Source organism: Dyadobacter sp. HNCC25DJ187, assembly GCF_056895255.1.
On the sequence record NZ_JBXHAT010000004.1, the window covers coordinates 130841 to 149089 of the forward strand.

Genomic DNA, 18249 nt, shown 5'->3' on the forward strand with positions numbered 1-18249 from the left:
TGCAGAAAATCAATCACGTTTGGGACCATTCCGTAGCATCAAGAAAAACCTTGGAATGTGATTTGAACAAAGTAAAATTAATCATAAAAGTAATCCGAACTTCACTACTCTTCGTCCTTTTGCCCTTTATATCCCGATTCCTGTAAAATCAGCGTAGAATTCCCATTTTTCATTAATTCCGCTAGTGTCACATCAGGATTTTCCTTCATGTATGACTCCACAATCCGCCATCCCAGCCATTTGGCAATGCCACCAGGCACCTTATCTCCAATTTCTGTTGTGTATGGTCGCTCTCCTATATACTTCTGCTTTTTAAGCTCATTTTTTTCATACAAAAGTTTATTGGTAATGAAGTGAGCCCATATATCCTGCTGACTATTATATGTACGTTGCAAATTTTCAGCTGATAACCCAAAAATGAGGCTGTCCGGCTCTTGGGGCATCATCTGTTTTACAAAGGTATAGCCTTTTCCATAACCAATCATTTCAGAAAGTAAGGTAGGATCCGTTTCCAGCTGGTTGTATTGATTTGAAATATAAAATACAATAGATGGGACAATGTATTCTTTCCGGTATTTCTGCAATTGATAATCAAAAACGTTGGGACGGAAATAGGCCTCAGGACCCGCAAAAAAATCAAGCCCTACAATAATCAGTGAGTCCGAAACATACAGATCACTACCTGTAAAGCCGGTCTTGATAAATTTGATTTTGGGCGCTTTGAAATCGGGATAGATCAATTTCACTCTTTTCAGAGCCTCTTGCAAAGGCAGGATAATCTGACTCTCTCTATCACCAATAATGGAATCTACCTGTGTGCTGAAATCCTGAAATCCCGGGTTCTGGATAATACTAAAAAGCTGGGCAGCTATACGGGAAGTATCGGTTTGTCCATCTGCAAAATACAGACTATTCAGGTAATGATGTTTGTTTAGGAAACTTTGTACATCTTTAACTGATTTACTATCCAGAAGCCCCTGATCAAGATTTTCATAGGGGATATCCATTTCTACAGAAGAAACATCGGCCACTTCACGTTTATCACTTTTACAGGCAAGGACTAAAAAATAAAGACAACTTAAGATGGCCAGATTGCGAAAGAAGGTCATTGATTTAAAAGAAAACGAAATGTTGAATGAAAACTCAAAAGTAGAAAAAAAACGAATAAGCATTTTGGGATGCGGCTGGCTCGGACTACCATTAGCTAAACGCTTGATGCAAAAGGATATTTCATATCACATAAAAGGGAGCACAACATCTGCTGAGCGGCTAGATCTACTGAATAATGAAGGAATTGAAGGTTTTTTCTTTAGCATGAATCCTGACTTCACAGCACCGGACAGTACTATAACACGGTTTTTCGAAGCAGATATTGTTGTAATTTCCTTGCCTCCACGCCTTAGCAAGAACGAGCCGGGCCACTATCTGCAACAGATCAATCATGTAGTTGCGGAAATTCAAAAATCTCCCGTAAAAGAAATTATATTTCTGAGCTCTACAGGCATTTATCCTGATCTGAATCGTGTAGTCAGCGAAGCGGATGTAACTTCACCTGACCAATCTGCATCTCCTGAGATGGTAGCTGCAGAAAATATCATTACTGCTCTGCGTCCGGAACGCAAAGTGTCGATACTGCGTCTTGCAGGTCTTATTGGTCTGGATCGAATACCTGGTAAGTATGTTAAGGGCAAAAAAGATCTCACGACAGGAGCATTACCTGTGAATTATATTCACCCTGAAGATGCAGTTTCGATTATAGCAACAATGATTGAGCAACAAATTCATAATGAAACATTTAATGTGGTCGCCCCCTTACATCCGACCCGTCGTGAAGTATATGACAGTAATTGTGTACAGTTTGGTTGGGATGCTCCCACGTATCTGCAGGCCGAAAGTGCTCCGGATTTCAAGATTATCTCCGGTCAGAAACTGAATGATTACTATGCTATTAATTTCAGCTATCCCGATCCACTGCAATTTCATTACGAACCGAAGCTATAAATTATAAAAGTCCGCCAGAAGTACATCCGGCGGACTTTTTATAATCTATAACAGATTGATCTTATTGTCTTTTACGGAAGAAGCTCTGTTAATTTGGCTTCTAACGCAGCTCCTCTTAAGTTTTTCGCAATGACTTTCCCATCTTTATCCAAAAGATAAGTAGCTGGAATAGCACTTACACCATAAGTTTGAGCAACAACAGAATTCCAGAATTTAAGATCCGAACCATGGTGCCACGTAAGCTTATCCTTTTTAATGGCTGCTTTCCACGCATTTGCTTCCTTATCTAAAGAAACCCCATAGATTGAAAAACCTTTATCCTTAAACTTATCATACATTCTTACAACATTTGGATTCTCCTGACGGCAAGGACCGCACCAGGAAGCCCAGAAATCGATAAGAACGAGCTTACCTCTCAATGAACTTAGCTGAACCGGATTTCCCTCCGGATCATTGAGTGTGAAGTCCGGAGCTAATTCACCTACCGCCACACCATTAGCCCTTTTAACCTGACCTATAAATCCTTGTGCCAATGTGGGAACCGGTTTCACTTTTTCAAAATCAGCTGCTAGGCTTTTCAAAATAGCCATATCTTGATCCGGATTCAAGAAGTTATTGGCTGTAAAAAGTGCAATCAGAGACGTTCCCATTTCCGGTAGCATTTTCTTAATCGCGTCCTGCCTGATCTTATCTTCTGCCGCGTAAGCAGTCTGTATTTCCTGCACTCTTTTTGTATTCTTTTTCTCTTCTGCTTCCGCAAACTCTTCGTTCCATTTCGTCACCTTCGCTGCGAAGTTCTGCATCAGTTCATCAATCTTAGCATAGTACTCCATGTTCTTTGAGCCGGACACAACAACCTTTCCCGCACCACCTGCTTTCACATTGAAAGTTTCTCCACCTTCTACAAGTAAGACTGCCTTTTGACGATCAGCAATATTGAGTGTAAAAAAACTACCCCTGTCTTTTTCAGTACCTTTAATCGTAAAACTGCCATCAGCACTGAGCTGTGCAGAATCTACCTTGGTCCCAGTCCCGTTGGCGGCAGACTGCAACAAAAACACCTTCTCTCCCTTTACTCCGCCCTGTACGTTTCCGTTCACGGTGAACGCTAATGGTGAAATTTGGGCAAAGGTCACCAGAGTACCTAATAGCAAAACTACCGTTAGAGCAAACTTCTGATATGACTTCTTCATATTTATAAATTAAAGTATTAAAAACTGTTAATTTAGCTGCTTGCTGAGAAGTTGGTTCACAAGCTTAGGATCAGCCGTTCCGTTTGATTTCTTCATGATCTCCCCTACGAACAACCCAAGCAAGCCCTTTTTACCTTTTTTGTACGCGTCTACTTTATCAGGCATAGCTGCAAGCACCTCATTTACCAACGTTTCCAGTTCATTCGTATTGCTATTCTGTTGCCAGTTATTTGTTTCGGCTATCTCTGCAGGAGAACGCGTTGGCTCTGTAAGCATAACCGGAAATACCTTCTGAGATGCTACCGAATGGCTTATTTTACCTGATTCGCTCAGCTCAATCAGTGCTGCCAAACGATCCGGACTTATTGGAAATTTGGCTATGTCGCCATCGTGCTCATTCAGGTAGGATTTCACTGGTCCCATCAACCAATTAGAGGCCTGCTTATATAGATTCGTTTGGCTACAAACCGCTTCAAAATAGTCTGCAATTTCCTTCGTATCAGTCAGTACCAGTGCATCATAAGCCGGGATACCATACACTTTTACAAATTTTTGGCGCAACTCACTAGGAAGAGCAGGCATAGAAGCCTGTATGGATGCAAGCCATTCGTCAGAAATTACAACCGGGCTCAAATCAGGATCCGGGAAATATCTGTAATCGTTCATGGTTTCTTTCATACGCATACCATAGGTATTGCCCGACTCGACGTCAAACATCCGGGTTTCCTGATGAATCTGCCCGCCCGTTTCCAGTAGACCTATTTGTCGGCCAGTTTCGAAATTAATGGCCCGCATCATATTCCGTATGGAGTTCATATTCTTCACCTCCACCTTCACACCAAGCTTTGTATCACCCTTTTTGCGCACTGAAACATTCACGTCACAACGCAAAGAACCTTCCTCCATATTCCCATCACTGATACCCAGATATCTTACAATACGACGAACTTCTGTCACAAAGGCTCCGGTTTCATCAGCAGAACGCAGATCCGGCTCAGATACCATTTCAACCAACGGCGTTCCTGCCCGGTTGTAATCCAGTAACGTGGCAGTATCGCTCCCATCGTGAACTGATTTCCCTGCATCTTCTTCCAGGTGAATGTGATGGAATCGTATCCTCTTCTCCACGTCTTTACCGTCAGCATCTTTCGTAGTGATGGTTACACCTCCATTTTCACAGATTGGTTTTTTATCCTGAGAAATCTGATATCCCTTTGGAAGATCGGGATAGAAGTAATTTTTACGATCAAAAATAGTTCTGCGGCTGATAGAACAATCACATGCTAATCCCATTTTGATCGCATATTCTATCGCTTTCTTATTCACTTTTGGGAGAGTTCCCGGCAAAGCAATCGTAATGGGCCCTATATTAGTATTTGGTCCCGTCCCGAACATATTCAGATCAGAAGTAAATAATTTGGATTCTGTCTGTAACTGACAGTGTACTTCCAATCCAATCACGCTTTCGTAACCGGCCAGTAATTCTTCACTTATTGTTGAGGGAGAAATTTCAGATTGAGTCATATAATAATGCAAATGCTTTCACAAAGATACAAATACGGGTCGTCCAAGATATGAACGACCCGTATTTTATAATGACGTTATGTCAACTATCTATTACTATAGTGAATTAATCCAGTTGGCGATGATGGCAATATCACCTTTAGGAACATGCGTCATCGGAGCCATCGGAGGATATCCAGGCCAGTGTTCCGGTTTAGGACTGTGAACAAGGGCAACGATTTCGTCAACAGAATATTTTTTCTTGGCTACCTCTGCATAAGGAGGCCCAATTACCTTATCATAAGCCTGATGACAAGCAAAACATGCATGTTTGTTCAACAATGCAGAGACTTCAGCCGGCACGGCCTTACGTTGCGGCTTCGCCTCAGCTGTAGGGGCGGCTTCGCCTGTTTTTGCAGTATCGGTAGAAGCACCGGATGTTGCAGGAGTAGTCGCAGCCGGAGCCTCAGCAGGCTTAACGTTCTTTTTTTCGTTCTGGATATTTACAAGAGACGCTTCTTCACGAGCCTTGCTTCCTGATCCGTAATATTCGTCATACTTTGCCTTATCTTCCTTTGAAGAACAACCCATCCATACCGAAACCGCCAGAGCAATAATTGCCAGCGAAGTACTTTTTTTAAGTGTCATTGTTTTAAAAATTTAAAAAATTTCCGCCATGTTATCGCGTTTCCCGATAATCTATACCACGAAGAAACTAAGTTTGCGTTAAATTTCCCTCATAAATTTTACCTCACCAACCTCAAAAAGCCTCACAAGCGATACATAATATCCTTATATTCAGCAATATAATATCAAGTTATAAAATTTTATCATCGAAATTTTATTTTTTATTTGAAATAAATTATTGTGAATAGTCTGAAATCTTCTTACTTTTGCAGTCCTATTTGTAAAAACGATTAACGCAATGGCTAAGAAAGGTAATAGAGTACAGGTTATATTAGAGTGCACTGAGCAAAAAGAAAGCGGTGTACCAGGTATGTCACGGTACGTGACCACAAAAAATCGTAAGAATACGCCTGGCCGTATGGAATTGAAAAAATTCAATTCTTTCCTGAGACGTTATACTCTGCATAAAGAGATTAAATAAGGCTGCCTTAAGATTTGGAAAGGTGTATCTGGTTAATCACAATTAATCAGAGTTCGTCTTGAAATATATATTGTTGATAAACCGATAACACTTAAAAATATACAGACATGGCAAAGAAAGTAGTTGCTACCCTGAAAAAAGAAGGCGGTAAGGCTTTTGCTAAAGTCATTAAAGCCGTAAAATCTCCTAAAACAGGAGCCTATACCTTCAAAGAAGAGATTGTACCTCTTGATGGCGTACAAGGCGCATTGAAAAACTGAAACTAATCGTATTTCAGTCATTGCTGACAATATTGCATTTTAAAAAGTCCCTATCGGGACTTTTTTTGTTTTAATTTTGGCTTATAATAGCAAACCGTGTAAAAAAATAGCACGGACACACTTAATTCACCGACATTCACCTACGCTGATATGGGCTTATTTGATTTTTTTTCAAAAGAGAAAAAAGAAACATTGGATAAAGGTCTGGAAAAGACCAAGGATAGCTTTTTCGGTAAGCTCTCCCGCGCTATCGTGGGCAAGACAACCATTGATGAAGAAGTTCTTGACGAACTGGAAGATATTCTGGTAAGCTCCGATGTAGGTGTAGAAACGACGGTGAAGATCATCAAGCGAATTGAAGAACGTGTCGCCCGTGATAAGTATGCAACTACTGCAGAGCTGGATGTAATACTTCGTGAGGAAATAGCAGAGCTACTCACTGAAAATAAATCTGTCGACTTTACCAACAGTTTTGAGACTGCTCATCTCCCCAAGCCTTATGTCATTATGGTAGTTGGTGTTAATGGTGTTGGCAAAACAACAACCATTGGGAAACTGGCACATCAGTTCCAGTCCAGAGGTCATAAAGTAGTGCTGGGTGCTGCTGATACTTTCCGTGCAGCAGCGGTTGAGCAATTAAAGTTGTGGGGCAAGAGAGTTGACGTACCTGTTATTGATCATGGCATGAATACCGACCCTTCATCCGTAGCTTACGATGCATTGAAAAAAGGAATGGAAATTGGTGCTGATGTGATTATCATTGATACTGCCGGTCGATTACACACCAAAGTAAACCTGATGAACGAGCTTTCGAAGATCAAACGGGTGATGCAGAAAATCATTCCCGATTCTCCTCATGAAGTACTGCTGGTGCTTGATGGAAGTACAGGTCAGAACGCAGTAATACAAGCCCGTGAATTTACCAAAGTAACAGAAATCACTGCACTTGCTGTAACCAAGCTGGATGGTACTGCCAAAGGAGGTGTTGTTGTGGGCATTTCTGACGAATTCAAAATTCCTGTTAAATACATTGGCGTAGGAGAAGCTATGGATGACCTACAGGTATTTGACAGAAACGAATTTGTAGACTCTCTTTTTAAGAAGATCGGATAAAACCCCAATAAGTAAACAAGGGGATTACTTTTTTATTTTCAGGGCTTAATTACGTATATTACCTATCCACGAAACCAGGATAGCGTCATGGACGTGTTTTTAATCTTCTTATTTGTATTTGGAGTTGCCTCCTATCTCATCTGGAGCATGTACCGGTATTCTCAAAATACATATGGTAAATATGCTCCTGATAAAATACAGCGTACTTACCATACTACTAAATGGGATTATTTCACAGATACAGATACAATTGCTCCTATCAGTCTATTGTTTTGTTTATTCCTGTTCATCTATTTTGTATTCAAGATAGACTTTAGTATGCCACTGGAGCAAATTCTACTCATATTAGTTCTTTTTGCTTTGTGCTTTGTTACGATCGGATACGCTTCCGTCTACGCCATTATTCTTATCCCTAATTACTGGAAGCATACGAAGGATGTTTTTATCACCTCCTTACCGGAGGAGAAAGCAGTTCATATCGACATTCGTGGTCAAGCATATATGATTGAAAATGGTGACATACTCGATGTACATCGTATAAGTAATATTAACAGCAGAGACCAGTTCGGATATGCCATTTATACGCTTAAAGACAATCGTCAATTTATTCTTACTGACAAGGTAAGTGGAACCTGGATTCTAGATCACTTCTTTAAAAAGATTCCATATCGCCATACCAATACACCATTTCCCATCATTAAGTAGGATTTTCTTCATATTTTTTCCCGATCTTTGCAACCCTGTTTGCTCACCCAAAAGTCTCTACCTGCGCGTAGCGAGATACAGGTAATTCGTTTTATCAGAAACACATAACATGCGAATAGCTTCGTAAACGGGGCTATCAGCTATCCCATAATGAAAACCAAAGGAATAGTAAAAAACAAAGTCAACATCGTCACACTGGGTTGTTCTAAAAACCTGGTGGACTCAGAAGTACTGTATACCCAATTGAAGGGGAATGGCTTTGATGTGGCACACGAGTCTAAAAAAGATAATTCTCAGATTGTTGTTATCAATACCTGCGGGTTTATAGACAATGCGAAGGAAGAATCCATCAATACCATTTTGCGTTACACTGATGCAAAAAGTGCAGGGATGGTCGATAAGGTATACGTGACCGGTTGTTTGTCCCATCGCTATAAGGATGAATTGTCCGTAGAGATACCAACTGTCGATGCATGGTTTGGGACGAATGAACTGCCCCGATTGCTCAAAACACTCAAAGCAGATTACAAACATGAACTCGTAGGTGAACGCCTGCTTACCACGCCAACGCACTACGCTTATCAAAAAATTGCCGAAGGCTGTGACAGACCATGTAGCTTTTGTGCCATCCCACTCATGCGTGGCGGACACGTTTCACGCTCTATTGAAGATTTGGTTAAAGAGGCTAAATCACTGGCAAAACGTGGGACAAAAGAACTGATACTGATTGCACAGGACCTTACCTATTATGGCTTGGATATATACAAAAAACGTAATTTATCTGAGTTGCTTGCGCATTTATCCGACGTAGAAGGAATTGACTGGATCAGACTTCAGTACGCCTATCCGGCCGGATTCCCGATGGACATCCTGGATGTCATGAACGAGCGCAGTAACATATGTAAATACCTTGACATGCCACTTCAAACCGGCTCAACTGAGATTCTTAAATCAATGAGAAGAGGTATTACAAGAGAAAAAACGGAAGCACTTATTAATTCTATCCGCGAAAAAGTACCTGGAATTACGCTACGGACAACACTGATTGTAGGACATCCAGGTGAAACAGAAGCCTTATTTGACGAAACATATGATTTTGTTGAAAAAATGCGGTTCGACAGACTCGGCGCTTTCCAGTATTCGCACGAGGACAACACCCATTCTTACACCATGCCCGACGACATTCCTGCGGAAACTAAACAGGAACGTGCCGACGCTATCATGGAATTGCAACAGGGAATTTCTTACGAACTGAACCAGCAGAAAATCGGCCAGACTTTCAAAGTATTATTTGACAGAAAAGAAGGAGGACATTTCATCGGTCGTACGGAATCCGATTCTCCCGAAGTCGATAATGAGGTACTTGTCCCTGCTAGCCAGTATGTTCGCCTGGGTGACTTTGCGAATGTAAAAATCAATAACGCAGAGGAATTTGACCTTTATGGAGATCTTGTTCTTTAATTTATCCGATTAAAATAAACCAATACAATACATCCAAATCCATTTATTTCAAGATGTTACAAAGAATTCAAACCGTATTTTTAGCAATTACAATCATCGGTATGGGTGTTTTTCTTTCCTTCCCGATCTGGACAAAAGTATCAGCTGCCGGTGACCAGCAGGCCGAATTAAATGCACTCAAATTAATACATCAGCTCAATCCGGTGCAATCTGAAGTAAAGCCTATTTACTTTTTTATCATTCTCGCTATTCTTGTTGCTATTGTATCGGCATATGCCATCATCAATTTCAAAAACAGGGTTTTACAATCAGCGCTTTGTGCCGTCAACTCCATTCTGATGACTGTGATCATAGGGCTGGTGATATATTATAGCTACTACACCACAGCCAAGCTTTTCGACGAAGGAAATCCCGGCAACTATGAAATAGGATTTTACGGATTAATGGCTTCTATGTTGTCCAATGTTTTTGCCAATCGATTTATACGCAAAGACGAAAAGGCTGTACAACAATCCAACAGATTCCGCTAAGAATTTCGGATGCAGAGAGAGGGTTCTTCTTTATACAAGGCCCTCTCTGAGAAGATCATGCAGGTGCACAAAACCCAGCACCTGTTTTTTTTCCACAACAACAACCTGGGTTATACATTTTGACTGCATCATTTCCAAAGCATTTACAGCGTACTCGTCTGGCCCCACTGAAATAGGATTAGCCGTCATAATATCAGCGGCTTTCAGTCCTGGCAAAACTACTCCGGAATGTTCATTAAGCATTCTGCGAAGGTCACCATCTGTAATGATACCAGCCATAGACCCGTCCGTGGCATTCACCACCGAAGTTGCTCCAAGTCTCTTAGATGTAATTTCAAGAATGATTTCGTGGAGTGTTGCCGTTTCTGAAACAACCGGTAGCGCGTTGTTCGGATAAATATCACAAACCTTTAGATATAGTCGCTTACCCAATGAACCGCCAGGATGGTATTTTGCAAAATCTTCATGTGTAAAACCTCTCGCTTCAAGTAAACAAATCGCCAGTGCATCTCCTAAGGCCATGGTTACGGTAGTACTTGTAGTGGGAGCCAGATTAAGCGGATCTGCCTCCTGCGGGGCATAAGCATGAAGGACTAAATTCGCATTTCTTCCCAGATAAGAATCCCGGTTACTAAGCATAGCGATGACTTTCACACCTGTTCTTTTCAACAACGGAATAAGTACTTTGATTTCAGATGTATCTCCGCTACGCGATATGACCATTACAACATCATTATGCTGGATCATTCCTAAGTCACCATGTATTGCATCTCCGGCGTGCATAAAAAGAGCAGGTGTACCGGTAGAATTCAGTGTCGCAACTATCTTCTGCCCTACTATTGCACTCTTACCAATTCCGGATACGACCACCCGTCCTCCCGAGTTGAGAATGAGGTTCACACACTTTTCAAATTCATCATCAATCCTCTCAATCAAATTATGAACTGCTGTGGCTTCTTTCCGTATCACTTCTTTTGCTATGGACTGAATATTTTTTAGTAATTTCAAATCTGAAACACAGTTTTATTGGGGACCAATTGTATTATTCATCAAAAAACAAAGATAGAGAAGTTTGGGATAACCATTTTGTTGAGAGAGTATGGTAAAAAAAGTTGATACTGTCGTTTTAGACACGTTAAAAGAAAGACTTAAAGAAATTTTTGGATACAGTCAGTTCAGAGGGGAGCAGGAGATTATCATTCAAAACATTCTCCTGGGAAAGAATACGTTTGTAATTATGCCAACAGGAGCGGGCAAATCGCTCTGTTATCAACTACCAGCTCTTGTCAGTGATGGGTTAACCATTGTTATTTCTCCTCTTATTGCCCTGATGAAAAATCAGGTGGACCAGTTAACAGCTTTTGGTGTTAATGCTCAGTTTCTCAATTCTACCCTCACCAAGGGTGAAATGACGCGTGTAAAAAGTGATGCACTGGACGGAAGTCTTAAATTACTTTACATTGCTCCTGAGTCACTTACAAAAGAAGATAACCTTGATTTTCTAAAGAAGGTTAAAATCTCGTTCGTTGCTATTGACGAAGCACACTGTATTTCTGAATGGGGACATGATTTCCGGCCTGAATACAGAAGAATCTATGGGATTATAGAAAATATTGGCAACTTGCCTATCATCGCGCTGACAGCCACCGCAACACCGAAGGTTCAGCAGGATATTCGTAAAAACCTCCAGATGGAGGAAGCAGAAACCTTTAAATCCTCATTCAATAGAAAAAATCTTTACTACGAAATCCGTCCTAAGAAGGATACAAAAAAACAACTGATACGCTACGTCCGTAATAATAAGGGCAAATCAGGTATTGTATACTGTCTGAGCCGTAAAACGGTGGAAGAAGTAGCAGAGTTACTGTCAGTGAATGATGTGCGTGCTTTACCCTATCACGCAGGCCTTGACAGTAACACAAGAATGGGTAATCAGGATGCTTTTCTGAATGAGGAGTGTGACGTCATTGTGGCGACAATCGCTTTCGGAATGGGGATAGATAAGCCGGATGTAAGGTTTGTTATTCACTACGATGTTCCTAAATCCTTGGAAGGTTACTATCAGGAAACAGGAAGAGCCGGACGAGATGGACTGGAAGGAAACTGCCTGATGTTCTACAGCTATGACGACATCCAGAAGCTGGAGAAGTTTAATAAAGACAAAACAGTAACCGAACGGGATAATGCACGCCATTTGTTGAATGAAATGGTTGCCTATTCTACCTTAGGTGTTTGCCGCCGCAGGCAGTTGCTGAGTTACTTCGGAGAATATTTGGATAAGGATTGTGGCTTCTGTGACAACTGTGTGAAACCAACAGAAAAGTCCAAAGTTCAGGATGAAGTTGTGTTGATACTCAATGCTGTTAGTCAGACCGAGCAGAGATTTGACGGCGAACACATTGCGGATCTGATCACGGCAACCGATAACCAGTATGTGAAGAGTTACGAGCACAATAAACTGGATGTTTATGGCAAAGGCCTTGAACTGAATGAATCAAAAGAATACTGGATCTCGGCCATTCGTCAGCTCGTCATTCTGAATTATCTTGAAAAAGACGTTGAGAATTATGGTATTATAAAAATTGGTGAAAAAGGTCGGGCTTATCTCAACGATCCGTATCCAGTAACTTTTCAAAAAGATCATAACTTTGAAGAAGAAGAGGTAAAATCAGAAGACGACGAAAAAGAAGCAGGCACAGGTAGCGCACACGCCTATGACGAAGCCTTACTGGGTATGCTTAAAGCACTCAGAAAAAAGGTTGCGAAAGAGAAAAATCTTCCGCCATTCGTTATTTTCCAGGATCCGTCTTTGGAAGAAATGGCTACTACCTATCCTACTACGCAGCAGGAAATGGCTCAGATTAACGGAGTCGGGATGGGTAAGGTTCAAAAATTCGGGCGTCAGTTTATTGATCTGATCACGCGATACGTTGAAGAAAATGAGATAGAAACGGCAAAAGATGTTGTCATTAAATCGACTGTTAATAAGTCGAAAATAAAAATATATATTATACAACAGGTTGACAGAAAAGTGAGCCTTGATGAAATTGCCGAAGTCAAAAATCTGGCTTTATCAGAAATCATCGAAGAGGTAGAACATATTTGTTACTCAGGCACCAAGTTAAATCTTGACTATTATATTAATCAGGTTATTGATCGTGAACGTCAGCAAGATATCTATGATTATTTTATGACAGCAGAAACTGATAATATTGCAGCTGCGCTCCATGAGTTTTCAAACGATGATATCCCTGAAGAAGAATTGAGATTGGTGAGAATCAAGTTTTTATCTGAATTGGCAAATTAATAATATCCTGATTTTTAAAGTGTTAATTGCCAAAATTTACAATTTACTATGAATATACTTATATTAGGTTCAGGAGGCAGAGAGCATGCTTTTGCTTGGAAAATTGCTCAAAGCACCCTTTGTGATAATTTGTTTGTAGCTCCTGGGAATGCAGGAACAGCTTTGGTTGCTACCAATATTCCAATTTCTTACAATGATTTTGAAGAGGTAGCACAAGCTGCTTTGGAGCACAGCATCGAACTGATTATCGTTGGACCTGAAGAGCCCCTCGTTAACGGGATTGTTGACTACTTTGAATCACGGCCGGATCTTGCAAAAATTAAACTGATCGGTCCTAATAAGGCAGGAGCCCAACTGGAAGGCAGTAAGGATTTTTCGAAAAATTTCATGCAGAAGTATGGAATTCCGACTGCATCTTCAAGAACATTTACAGCTGATACATTGGCAATCGGACTGGAATACCTTGAAACTTTGCCACTTCCGATTGTTTTGAAAGCAGACGGGCTGGCAGCAGGAAAAGGAGTGATCATTGCTGAAAAACATTCGGAGGCAGTAGAAGCATTTAATGAAATGCTTGTAGACGGAAAGTTTGGTGCAGCCGGCAACAAAGTAGTTGTGGAGCAGTTCTTAAAAGGTGTTGAGCTATCTGTGTTTGTTCTGACAGATGGCGAAAATTACAAAATATTGCCAGAGGCGAAAGATTATAAGAGAATTGGTGAAAACGATACCGGACTCAACACCGGCGGAATGGGGGCAGTATCACCGGTTAGCTTTGCGGATAGTAACTTCCTTCGCAAAGTAGAAGAAAAAGTTGTTAAACCTACTTTACAGGGACTGAATAGGGAAGGTGTCAAGTATGTAGGATTTATCTTTATCGGTTTGATGAACATCAAAGGAGAGCCTTATGTAATTGAGTACAATGTACGTATGGGCGATCCTGAGACTGAAGTCGTTTTACCACGCATACAATCTGACTTTGCTATGTTGATGGCATCAACTGCAAAAGGGACCTTGAATGATTTTGATATAAAAATTTCGCCTCAGGTAGCGGTTACCACTGTATTGGTATCAGGTGGATATCCTGGCGATTATGAAAAAGGAAAGGTTATTACCGGAAGTGAAAAGGTGGAAGACGTCCAGCTTTTCCATGCCGGTACTACTTTTAATGCAAATACCGAAGTCGTGACGAATGGAGGACGTGTGATGGCTATGACAGGCATGGCAAATTCTCTTGAAAATGCTGTTCATAAATCTCAGCGCGCTGCGCAGGTGATTCAATATGAAGGCAAATATTTCAGGCACGACATTGGTATGGATTTAATTCGTTATAACGATTAGATGAGGAGAATTACGCTATGGGATGTGGATCATGTTCGTCCGGAGGATGCAGTACCGGTGGGTCGGCAGTATCCGGATGTGGAAGTAACGGCACTTGTGGTACAGGTGGATGTAATAAAATGAATGTATTTGACTGGTTGAGCAACATGGATGTTCCGACCAGTCAGCGCTTCGATGTTGTAGAAGTTAAATTCAAGGGAGGAAGAAAAGAGTATTTCAGAAATATAAATCAGCTGGAATTCATTACAGGAGATTACGTGGTGTGTGAGATGGCATCAGGCCAGCACATCGGAACTGTTTCTCTTCAGGGTGAACTTGTTCGATTGCAAATGAAACGTAAAGGTGTGGTGATCAGCGATGATCTGCACGTCATATACAGAGTGGCTAACGAAAAAGATCTCGATAAGCATACGCAAGCTTTAGCACGTGAAATGCCAACGCTTTACCGTACGCGTGAAATTATTCGTGAGATGAAACTCAATATGAAGCTTTCTGACGTTGAATTTCAATCCGACAATACCAAAACCACGTTCTACTATTCTTCTGAGGAAAGAGTTGATTTCCGGGAGCTCATTAAATCTCTTGCTTCTGAGTTTAAGGTACGCATTGAAATGCGGCAGATCAGTCTCAGGCAGGAAGCCAGCAGACTTGGTGGGCTGGGATCCTGTGGAAGAGAATTATGCTGCTCTACGTGGTTGACTGATTTTAAAAACATATCAACTTCTGCCGCCAGATATCAAAACCTGTCGCTAAATCCTGCTAAACTTTCAGGACAGTGTGGAAGATTGAAATGTTGCCTTAACTATGAGCTCGAAACTTATATCGATGCTTTGAGGGATATTCCTACTGTAGAAGCTCCTTTAAAAACTAAAAAAGGTATCGCCACACTTCAGAAGACAGATATTTTCAAGAAGATCATGTGGTTTGGCTTTGAAAAAGATACAAACTGGTATCCTGTCGCCATCAGCAAAGTGTTGGAAATTGTTGAACTGAACAAAAACAACATTATTCCCGAGTCGCTGGAAATCCTGACACCAGAACCTGCTGCGGCAGAAAAGGTACCTCAAAAGCTGAACAGCGACCTCGAAAACCTTGATCGCAAATACAGCGAAGAACAAAAGAAGAAAAAGAAGAAAAAGAATAAGCCACGGAATCGTAGCAACAACAATAACAAACCGCAAGCAGCTCCTTCTCCAACGAAGGCAGGTTAAAAAAGAAAAGTCAGGCCAAGAAGTATTCTTCAAAACCTGACTTTTTATTTACCCAATCCTCAGTATGAAACAGCACATAGAAAAGCTGCATGCTATCGCCAATAAAAGTTCCAGAAGAATTATCGGGCTTATGTCCGGAACATCCCTCGACGGACTAGATGTAGTGTTGTGTAATATCGAAAACAGCGGTACAAATACAGAAATCCGGGTAGAGCATTTTGCCACAGTAACCTACACCGAGGAATTTCGTGAACAAATACGTAAGGTATTTGCCAAAAAGGAGATTGACTTTCAGCATTTGTGTGTCCTTCATCCATTTATAGGCATTGAGCACAGTAACATGATTCTCAAATGCTTAAAGTTATGGAATGTAGATCCCGCACAGGTAGATCTGATTGCCAGTCACGGGCAGACTGTATATCATGCACCAAGCAGTCAACATCAATTACCGGATTTCCCAAATGCTACACTGCAGATAGGAGATGGCGATCACATCTCGGTTTTAACCGGTATCATTACATTAAGTGATTTCCGGCAAAAACATATTGCCGCTGGTGGAGAAGGTGCACCATTGGCCGTATACGGGGATTATTTTCTTTTCTCCAAAAAAGGAGAAAACCGAATTTTACTTAATATGGGTGGGATTGCGAACTTTACGCTTTTACCTGCTTCTGACACAAGTAATCAACCTGTTTTCACGACAGATACAGGTCCGGGCAATACGCTCATCGATGCATATATGAGAAAGTATTTTGATAAACCTTATGACGCTGATGGAGAAACTGCAAAGCAAGGGTCTATCAATGAAGTTCTCCTAAATGCTCTCAAAGATTTACCATTCTTTGATGCATCTTTTCCAAAAACAACCGGTCCGGAAGTGTTCAGTATATCTTATGTAGAGCAGTCAATGGCACGCCTGGGTCTCTCTGATATTGCCCCGGCTGACCTTATTGCTACATTAACCCGACTGAGTGCTGATACCATCACGGATGCCATCAGAAAAATAGTTAACAAACAGGAGTCTTACCATATTTTTGTAAGCGGAGGCGGTGCACATAACCCGGTGCTCATGGAGGCAATACGGAAAAAATTGCCAGACTATTCCTTAGAATCCCTGGATACGCTCGGTATCTCAGGAGATGCAAAAGAGGCTGTCTTATTTGCCATGCTGGCCAATGAGGCAGTGGCAGGAGCAAGTGACACCTTCAAATCAAGTAGCGGAGTACCACTTGTAACTATGGGCAAAATATCGTTTCCAGGTTAGTTCTATCTTTGTACTTTAAACAGATTCTATACATTTCATGCATGATATAATTGTAATCGGCGGAGGAATCGTTGGCCTGGCCACAGCTTTACGTGTCAAAGAACAAAAGCCTTCCTTGAAGGTCCTTGTTTTAGAAAAGGAAAACGAAGTAGCCAAACACCAGACAGGACACAACAGCGGTGTTATACACTCCGGATTGTACTATAAACCGGGAAGCCTGAAAGCCACCAATTGTATTCGCGGCTATGAAATGCTAATCAACTTTTGTGAAAAAGAAGGAGTTCCTTTTGACCTTTGTGGTAAGATTGTCGTTGCTACAAGCGAAGAGCAAAAGCCTCTTCTTCGCAATTTGTATGAACGAGGCATACAAAACGGCCTGGTAAAAAACAGGATGATTTCAGCCTCGGAAATAAAAGAAATAGAGCCACACGTCAAAGGTGTTGAAGGAATCTGGGTTCCTTATACTGGCATTATTGACTACAAAGCTGTATCCGAGAAGTATGCTGAATGCTTACTGAAAGCCGATGGTGATATCCATTTTGGAGAGCGGGTTGTAGGGATTAAGAATCAGGGATCTTACTCTGAGGTGATTTCGGATTCCGGGAAAGTCTTCCAGGGTCGTCTGGTGGTGAACTGCGCCGGCCTATACTCTGACAAAGTAGCACAGCTTACGCAAACGGATGATATTAAAGTCCGGATTATACCCTTCCGTGGAGAATACTATAAAATCCGTCCTGAGAAGCACCATCTCGTGAAAAACCTGATTTATCCTGTCCCGGATCCTAATTTTCCGTTCTTAGGTGTACATTTTACAAGGATGATCGAAGGAGGTATTGAGGCCGGGCCAAATGCGGTCTTTGCGTTCAAAAGAGAAGGTTATAAAAAAACGGATATCAATATTTCTGAAATGATGGAATCACTTGCCTGGCCTGGCTTCAGAAAGGTAGCGGCCAAATACTGGAAAACAGGAATGGGCGAATATTACCGTTCATTTTCCAAAGCAGCATTTACCAAAGCCTTGCAGGAGCTGATACCAGATATTCAGGAAAATGACCTGATTCCCGGCGGAGCAGGCGTGCGTGCACAGGCCTGCGATTATGATGGCGGACTACTGGATGACTTCTCTATCATCGAAAATAAGGGCGCTATCAATGTATGTAATGCTCCTTCACCTGCGGCTACCTCTTCACTGTCTATCGGACAAACTATATCTGAAAGAGTACTTGCCAGAATGTAGGGAAAGATGTACCATATT

The 18249-nt window shown here is 41.4% G+C and carries 18 protein-coding genes; 13 read left to right on the forward strand and 5 right to left on the reverse strand.

The features are described 5' to 3' along the window. Nucleotides 1–104: 104 nt before the first annotated feature. On the reverse strand, nucleotides 105–1109 hold the full coding sequence (locus AC1XUE_RS23985) for a gliding motility protein GldB-related protein (protein ID WP_483358530.1): 1005 nt from the start codon (nucleotides 1107–1109) through the stop codon (nucleotides 105–107). A gap of 19 nt (nucleotides 1110–1128) precedes the next feature. Between AC1XUE_RS23985 and AC1XUE_RS23990 the strand changes: the two genes are divergently transcribed. Further along, nucleotides 1129–2001: an NAD-dependent epimerase/dehydratase family protein gene (locus AC1XUE_RS23990; RefSeq protein ID WP_483358531.1), complete on the forward strand. Its 873-nt coding sequence runs from the start codon at nucleotides 1129–1131 to the stop codon at nucleotides 1999–2001. 71 nt (nucleotides 2002–2072) lie between these two features. Here AC1XUE_RS23990 and AC1XUE_RS23995 read toward each other — a convergent pair whose 3' ends face one another. The 3 genes from AC1XUE_RS23995 to AC1XUE_RS24005 all read right to left on the reverse strand — a co-directional run bounded on the left by AC1XUE_RS23995 (nucleotide 2073) and on the right by AC1XUE_RS24005 (nucleotide 5345). Continuing rightward, nucleotides 2073–3194: a redoxin domain-containing protein gene (locus AC1XUE_RS23995; RefSeq protein ID WP_483358532.1), complete on the reverse strand. Its 1122-nt coding sequence runs from the start codon at nucleotides 3192–3194 to the stop codon at nucleotides 2073–2075. A 27-nt stretch (nucleotides 3195–3221) separates the two neighbouring features. Next, nucleotides 3222–4718 carry an Asp-tRNA(Asn)/Glu-tRNA(Gln) amidotransferase subunit GatB gene (gatB, locus tag AC1XUE_RS24000; RefSeq protein WP_483358533.1) on the reverse strand — a complete coding sequence of 499 codons (1497 nt, stop codon included), beginning with the start codon at nucleotides 4716–4718 and terminating at the stop codon, nucleotides 3222–3224. A 96-nt stretch (nucleotides 4719–4814) separates the two neighbouring features. Beyond that, complete coding sequence (locus tag AC1XUE_RS24005; RefSeq protein ID WP_483358534.1) at nucleotides 4815–5345, reverse strand: c-type cytochrome; 531 nt, start codon at nucleotides 5343–5345, stop codon at nucleotides 4815–4817. 277 nt (nucleotides 5346–5622) lie between these two features. Here AC1XUE_RS24005 and rpmG point away from each other — a divergent pair, with 277 nt between their 5' ends. The 6 genes from rpmG to AC1XUE_RS24035 all read left to right on the forward strand — a co-directional run bounded on the left by rpmG (nucleotide 5623) and on the right by AC1XUE_RS24035 (nucleotide 9874). Further along, complete coding sequence (gene rpmG, locus AC1XUE_RS24010) at nucleotides 5623–5805, forward strand: 50S ribosomal protein L33 (protein ID WP_015813060.1); 183 nt, start codon at nucleotides 5623–5625, stop codon at nucleotides 5803–5805. Nucleotides 5806–5912: 107 nt separating this feature from the next. Next, nucleotides 5913–6065 carry a DUF4295 domain-containing protein gene (locus AC1XUE_RS24015; RefSeq protein WP_015813059.1) on the forward strand — a complete coding sequence of 51 codons (153 nt, stop codon included), beginning with the start codon at nucleotides 5913–5915 and terminating at the stop codon, nucleotides 6063–6065. A gap of 150 nt (nucleotides 6066–6215) precedes the next feature. Then, nucleotides 6216–7178, forward strand: a complete 963-nt coding sequence (gene ftsY, locus AC1XUE_RS24020) for a signal recognition particle-docking protein FtsY (protein ID WP_483358535.1) — start codon at nucleotides 6216–6218, stop codon at nucleotides 7176–7178. A gap of 87 nt (nucleotides 7179–7265) precedes the next feature. Continuing rightward, complete coding sequence (locus AC1XUE_RS24025; RefSeq protein WP_483358536.1) at nucleotides 7266–7883, forward strand: PH domain-containing protein; 618 nt, start codon at nucleotides 7266–7268, stop codon at nucleotides 7881–7883. A gap of 150 nt (nucleotides 7884–8033) precedes the next feature. Beyond that, nucleotides 8034–9344: a 30S ribosomal protein S12 methylthiotransferase RimO gene (rimO, locus tag AC1XUE_RS24030; RefSeq protein ID WP_483358537.1), complete on the forward strand. Its 1311-nt coding sequence runs from the start codon at nucleotides 8034–8036 to the stop codon at nucleotides 9342–9344. 53 nt (nucleotides 9345–9397) lie between these two features. Beyond that, on the forward strand, nucleotides 9398–9874 hold the full coding sequence (locus AC1XUE_RS24035) for a DUF4293 domain-containing protein (protein WP_483358538.1): 477 nt from the start codon (nucleotides 9398–9400) through the stop codon (nucleotides 9872–9874). Between the two features lie 30 nt (nucleotides 9875–9904). On the opposite strand, the gene AC1XUE_RS24040 is transcribed toward AC1XUE_RS24035, so the two are convergent. Further along, on the reverse strand, nucleotides 9905–10882 hold the full coding sequence (locus AC1XUE_RS24040) for a KpsF/GutQ family sugar-phosphate isomerase (RefSeq protein ID WP_483358539.1): 978 nt from the start codon (nucleotides 10880–10882) through the stop codon (nucleotides 9905–9907). A gap of 91 nt (nucleotides 10883–10973) precedes the next feature. Between AC1XUE_RS24040 and recQ the strand changes: the two genes are divergently transcribed. The 6 genes from recQ to lhgO all read left to right on the forward strand — a co-directional run bounded on the left by recQ (nucleotide 10974) and on the right by lhgO (nucleotide 18231). Further along, the gene (recQ, locus tag AC1XUE_RS24045) at nucleotides 10974–13181 is read left to right on the forward strand and encodes a DNA helicase RecQ (protein WP_483358540.1); all 2208 of its coding nucleotides are present in this window, start codon (nucleotides 10974–10976) and stop codon (nucleotides 13179–13181) included. Nucleotides 13182–13229: 48 nt separating this feature from the next. Further along, entirely contained in the window at nucleotides 13230–14519 is a 1290-nt protein-coding gene (gene purD / locus AC1XUE_RS24050) for a phosphoribosylamine--glycine ligase (protein ID WP_483358541.1), read from the forward strand. Beyond that, entirely contained in the window at nucleotides 14520–14642 is a 123-nt protein-coding gene (locus AC1XUE_RS24055) for a hypothetical protein (protein WP_483358542.1), read from the forward strand. It begins immediately after the preceding gene. Beyond that, nucleotides 14639–15730: a PSP1 domain-containing protein gene (locus tag AC1XUE_RS24060; protein ID WP_483358543.1), complete on the forward strand. Its 1092-nt coding sequence runs from the start codon at nucleotides 14639–14641 to the stop codon at nucleotides 15728–15730. Before AC1XUE_RS24055 ends, AC1XUE_RS24060 begins: the two co-directional genes overlap by 4 nt. 64 nt (nucleotides 15731–15794) lie before the next feature. Next, nucleotides 15795–16994, forward strand: coding sequence for an anhydro-N-acetylmuramic acid kinase (locus AC1XUE_RS24065; RefSeq protein WP_483358544.1), 1200 nt, complete (start codon nucleotides 15795–15797; stop codon nucleotides 16992–16994). A 37-nt stretch (nucleotides 16995–17031) separates the two neighbouring features. Then, on the forward strand, nucleotides 17032–18231 hold the full coding sequence (gene lhgO, locus AC1XUE_RS24070; RefSeq protein ID WP_483358545.1) for an L-2-hydroxyglutarate oxidase: 1200 nt from the start codon (nucleotides 17032–17034) through the stop codon (nucleotides 18229–18231). Nucleotides 18232–18249: the final 18 nt, after the last annotated feature.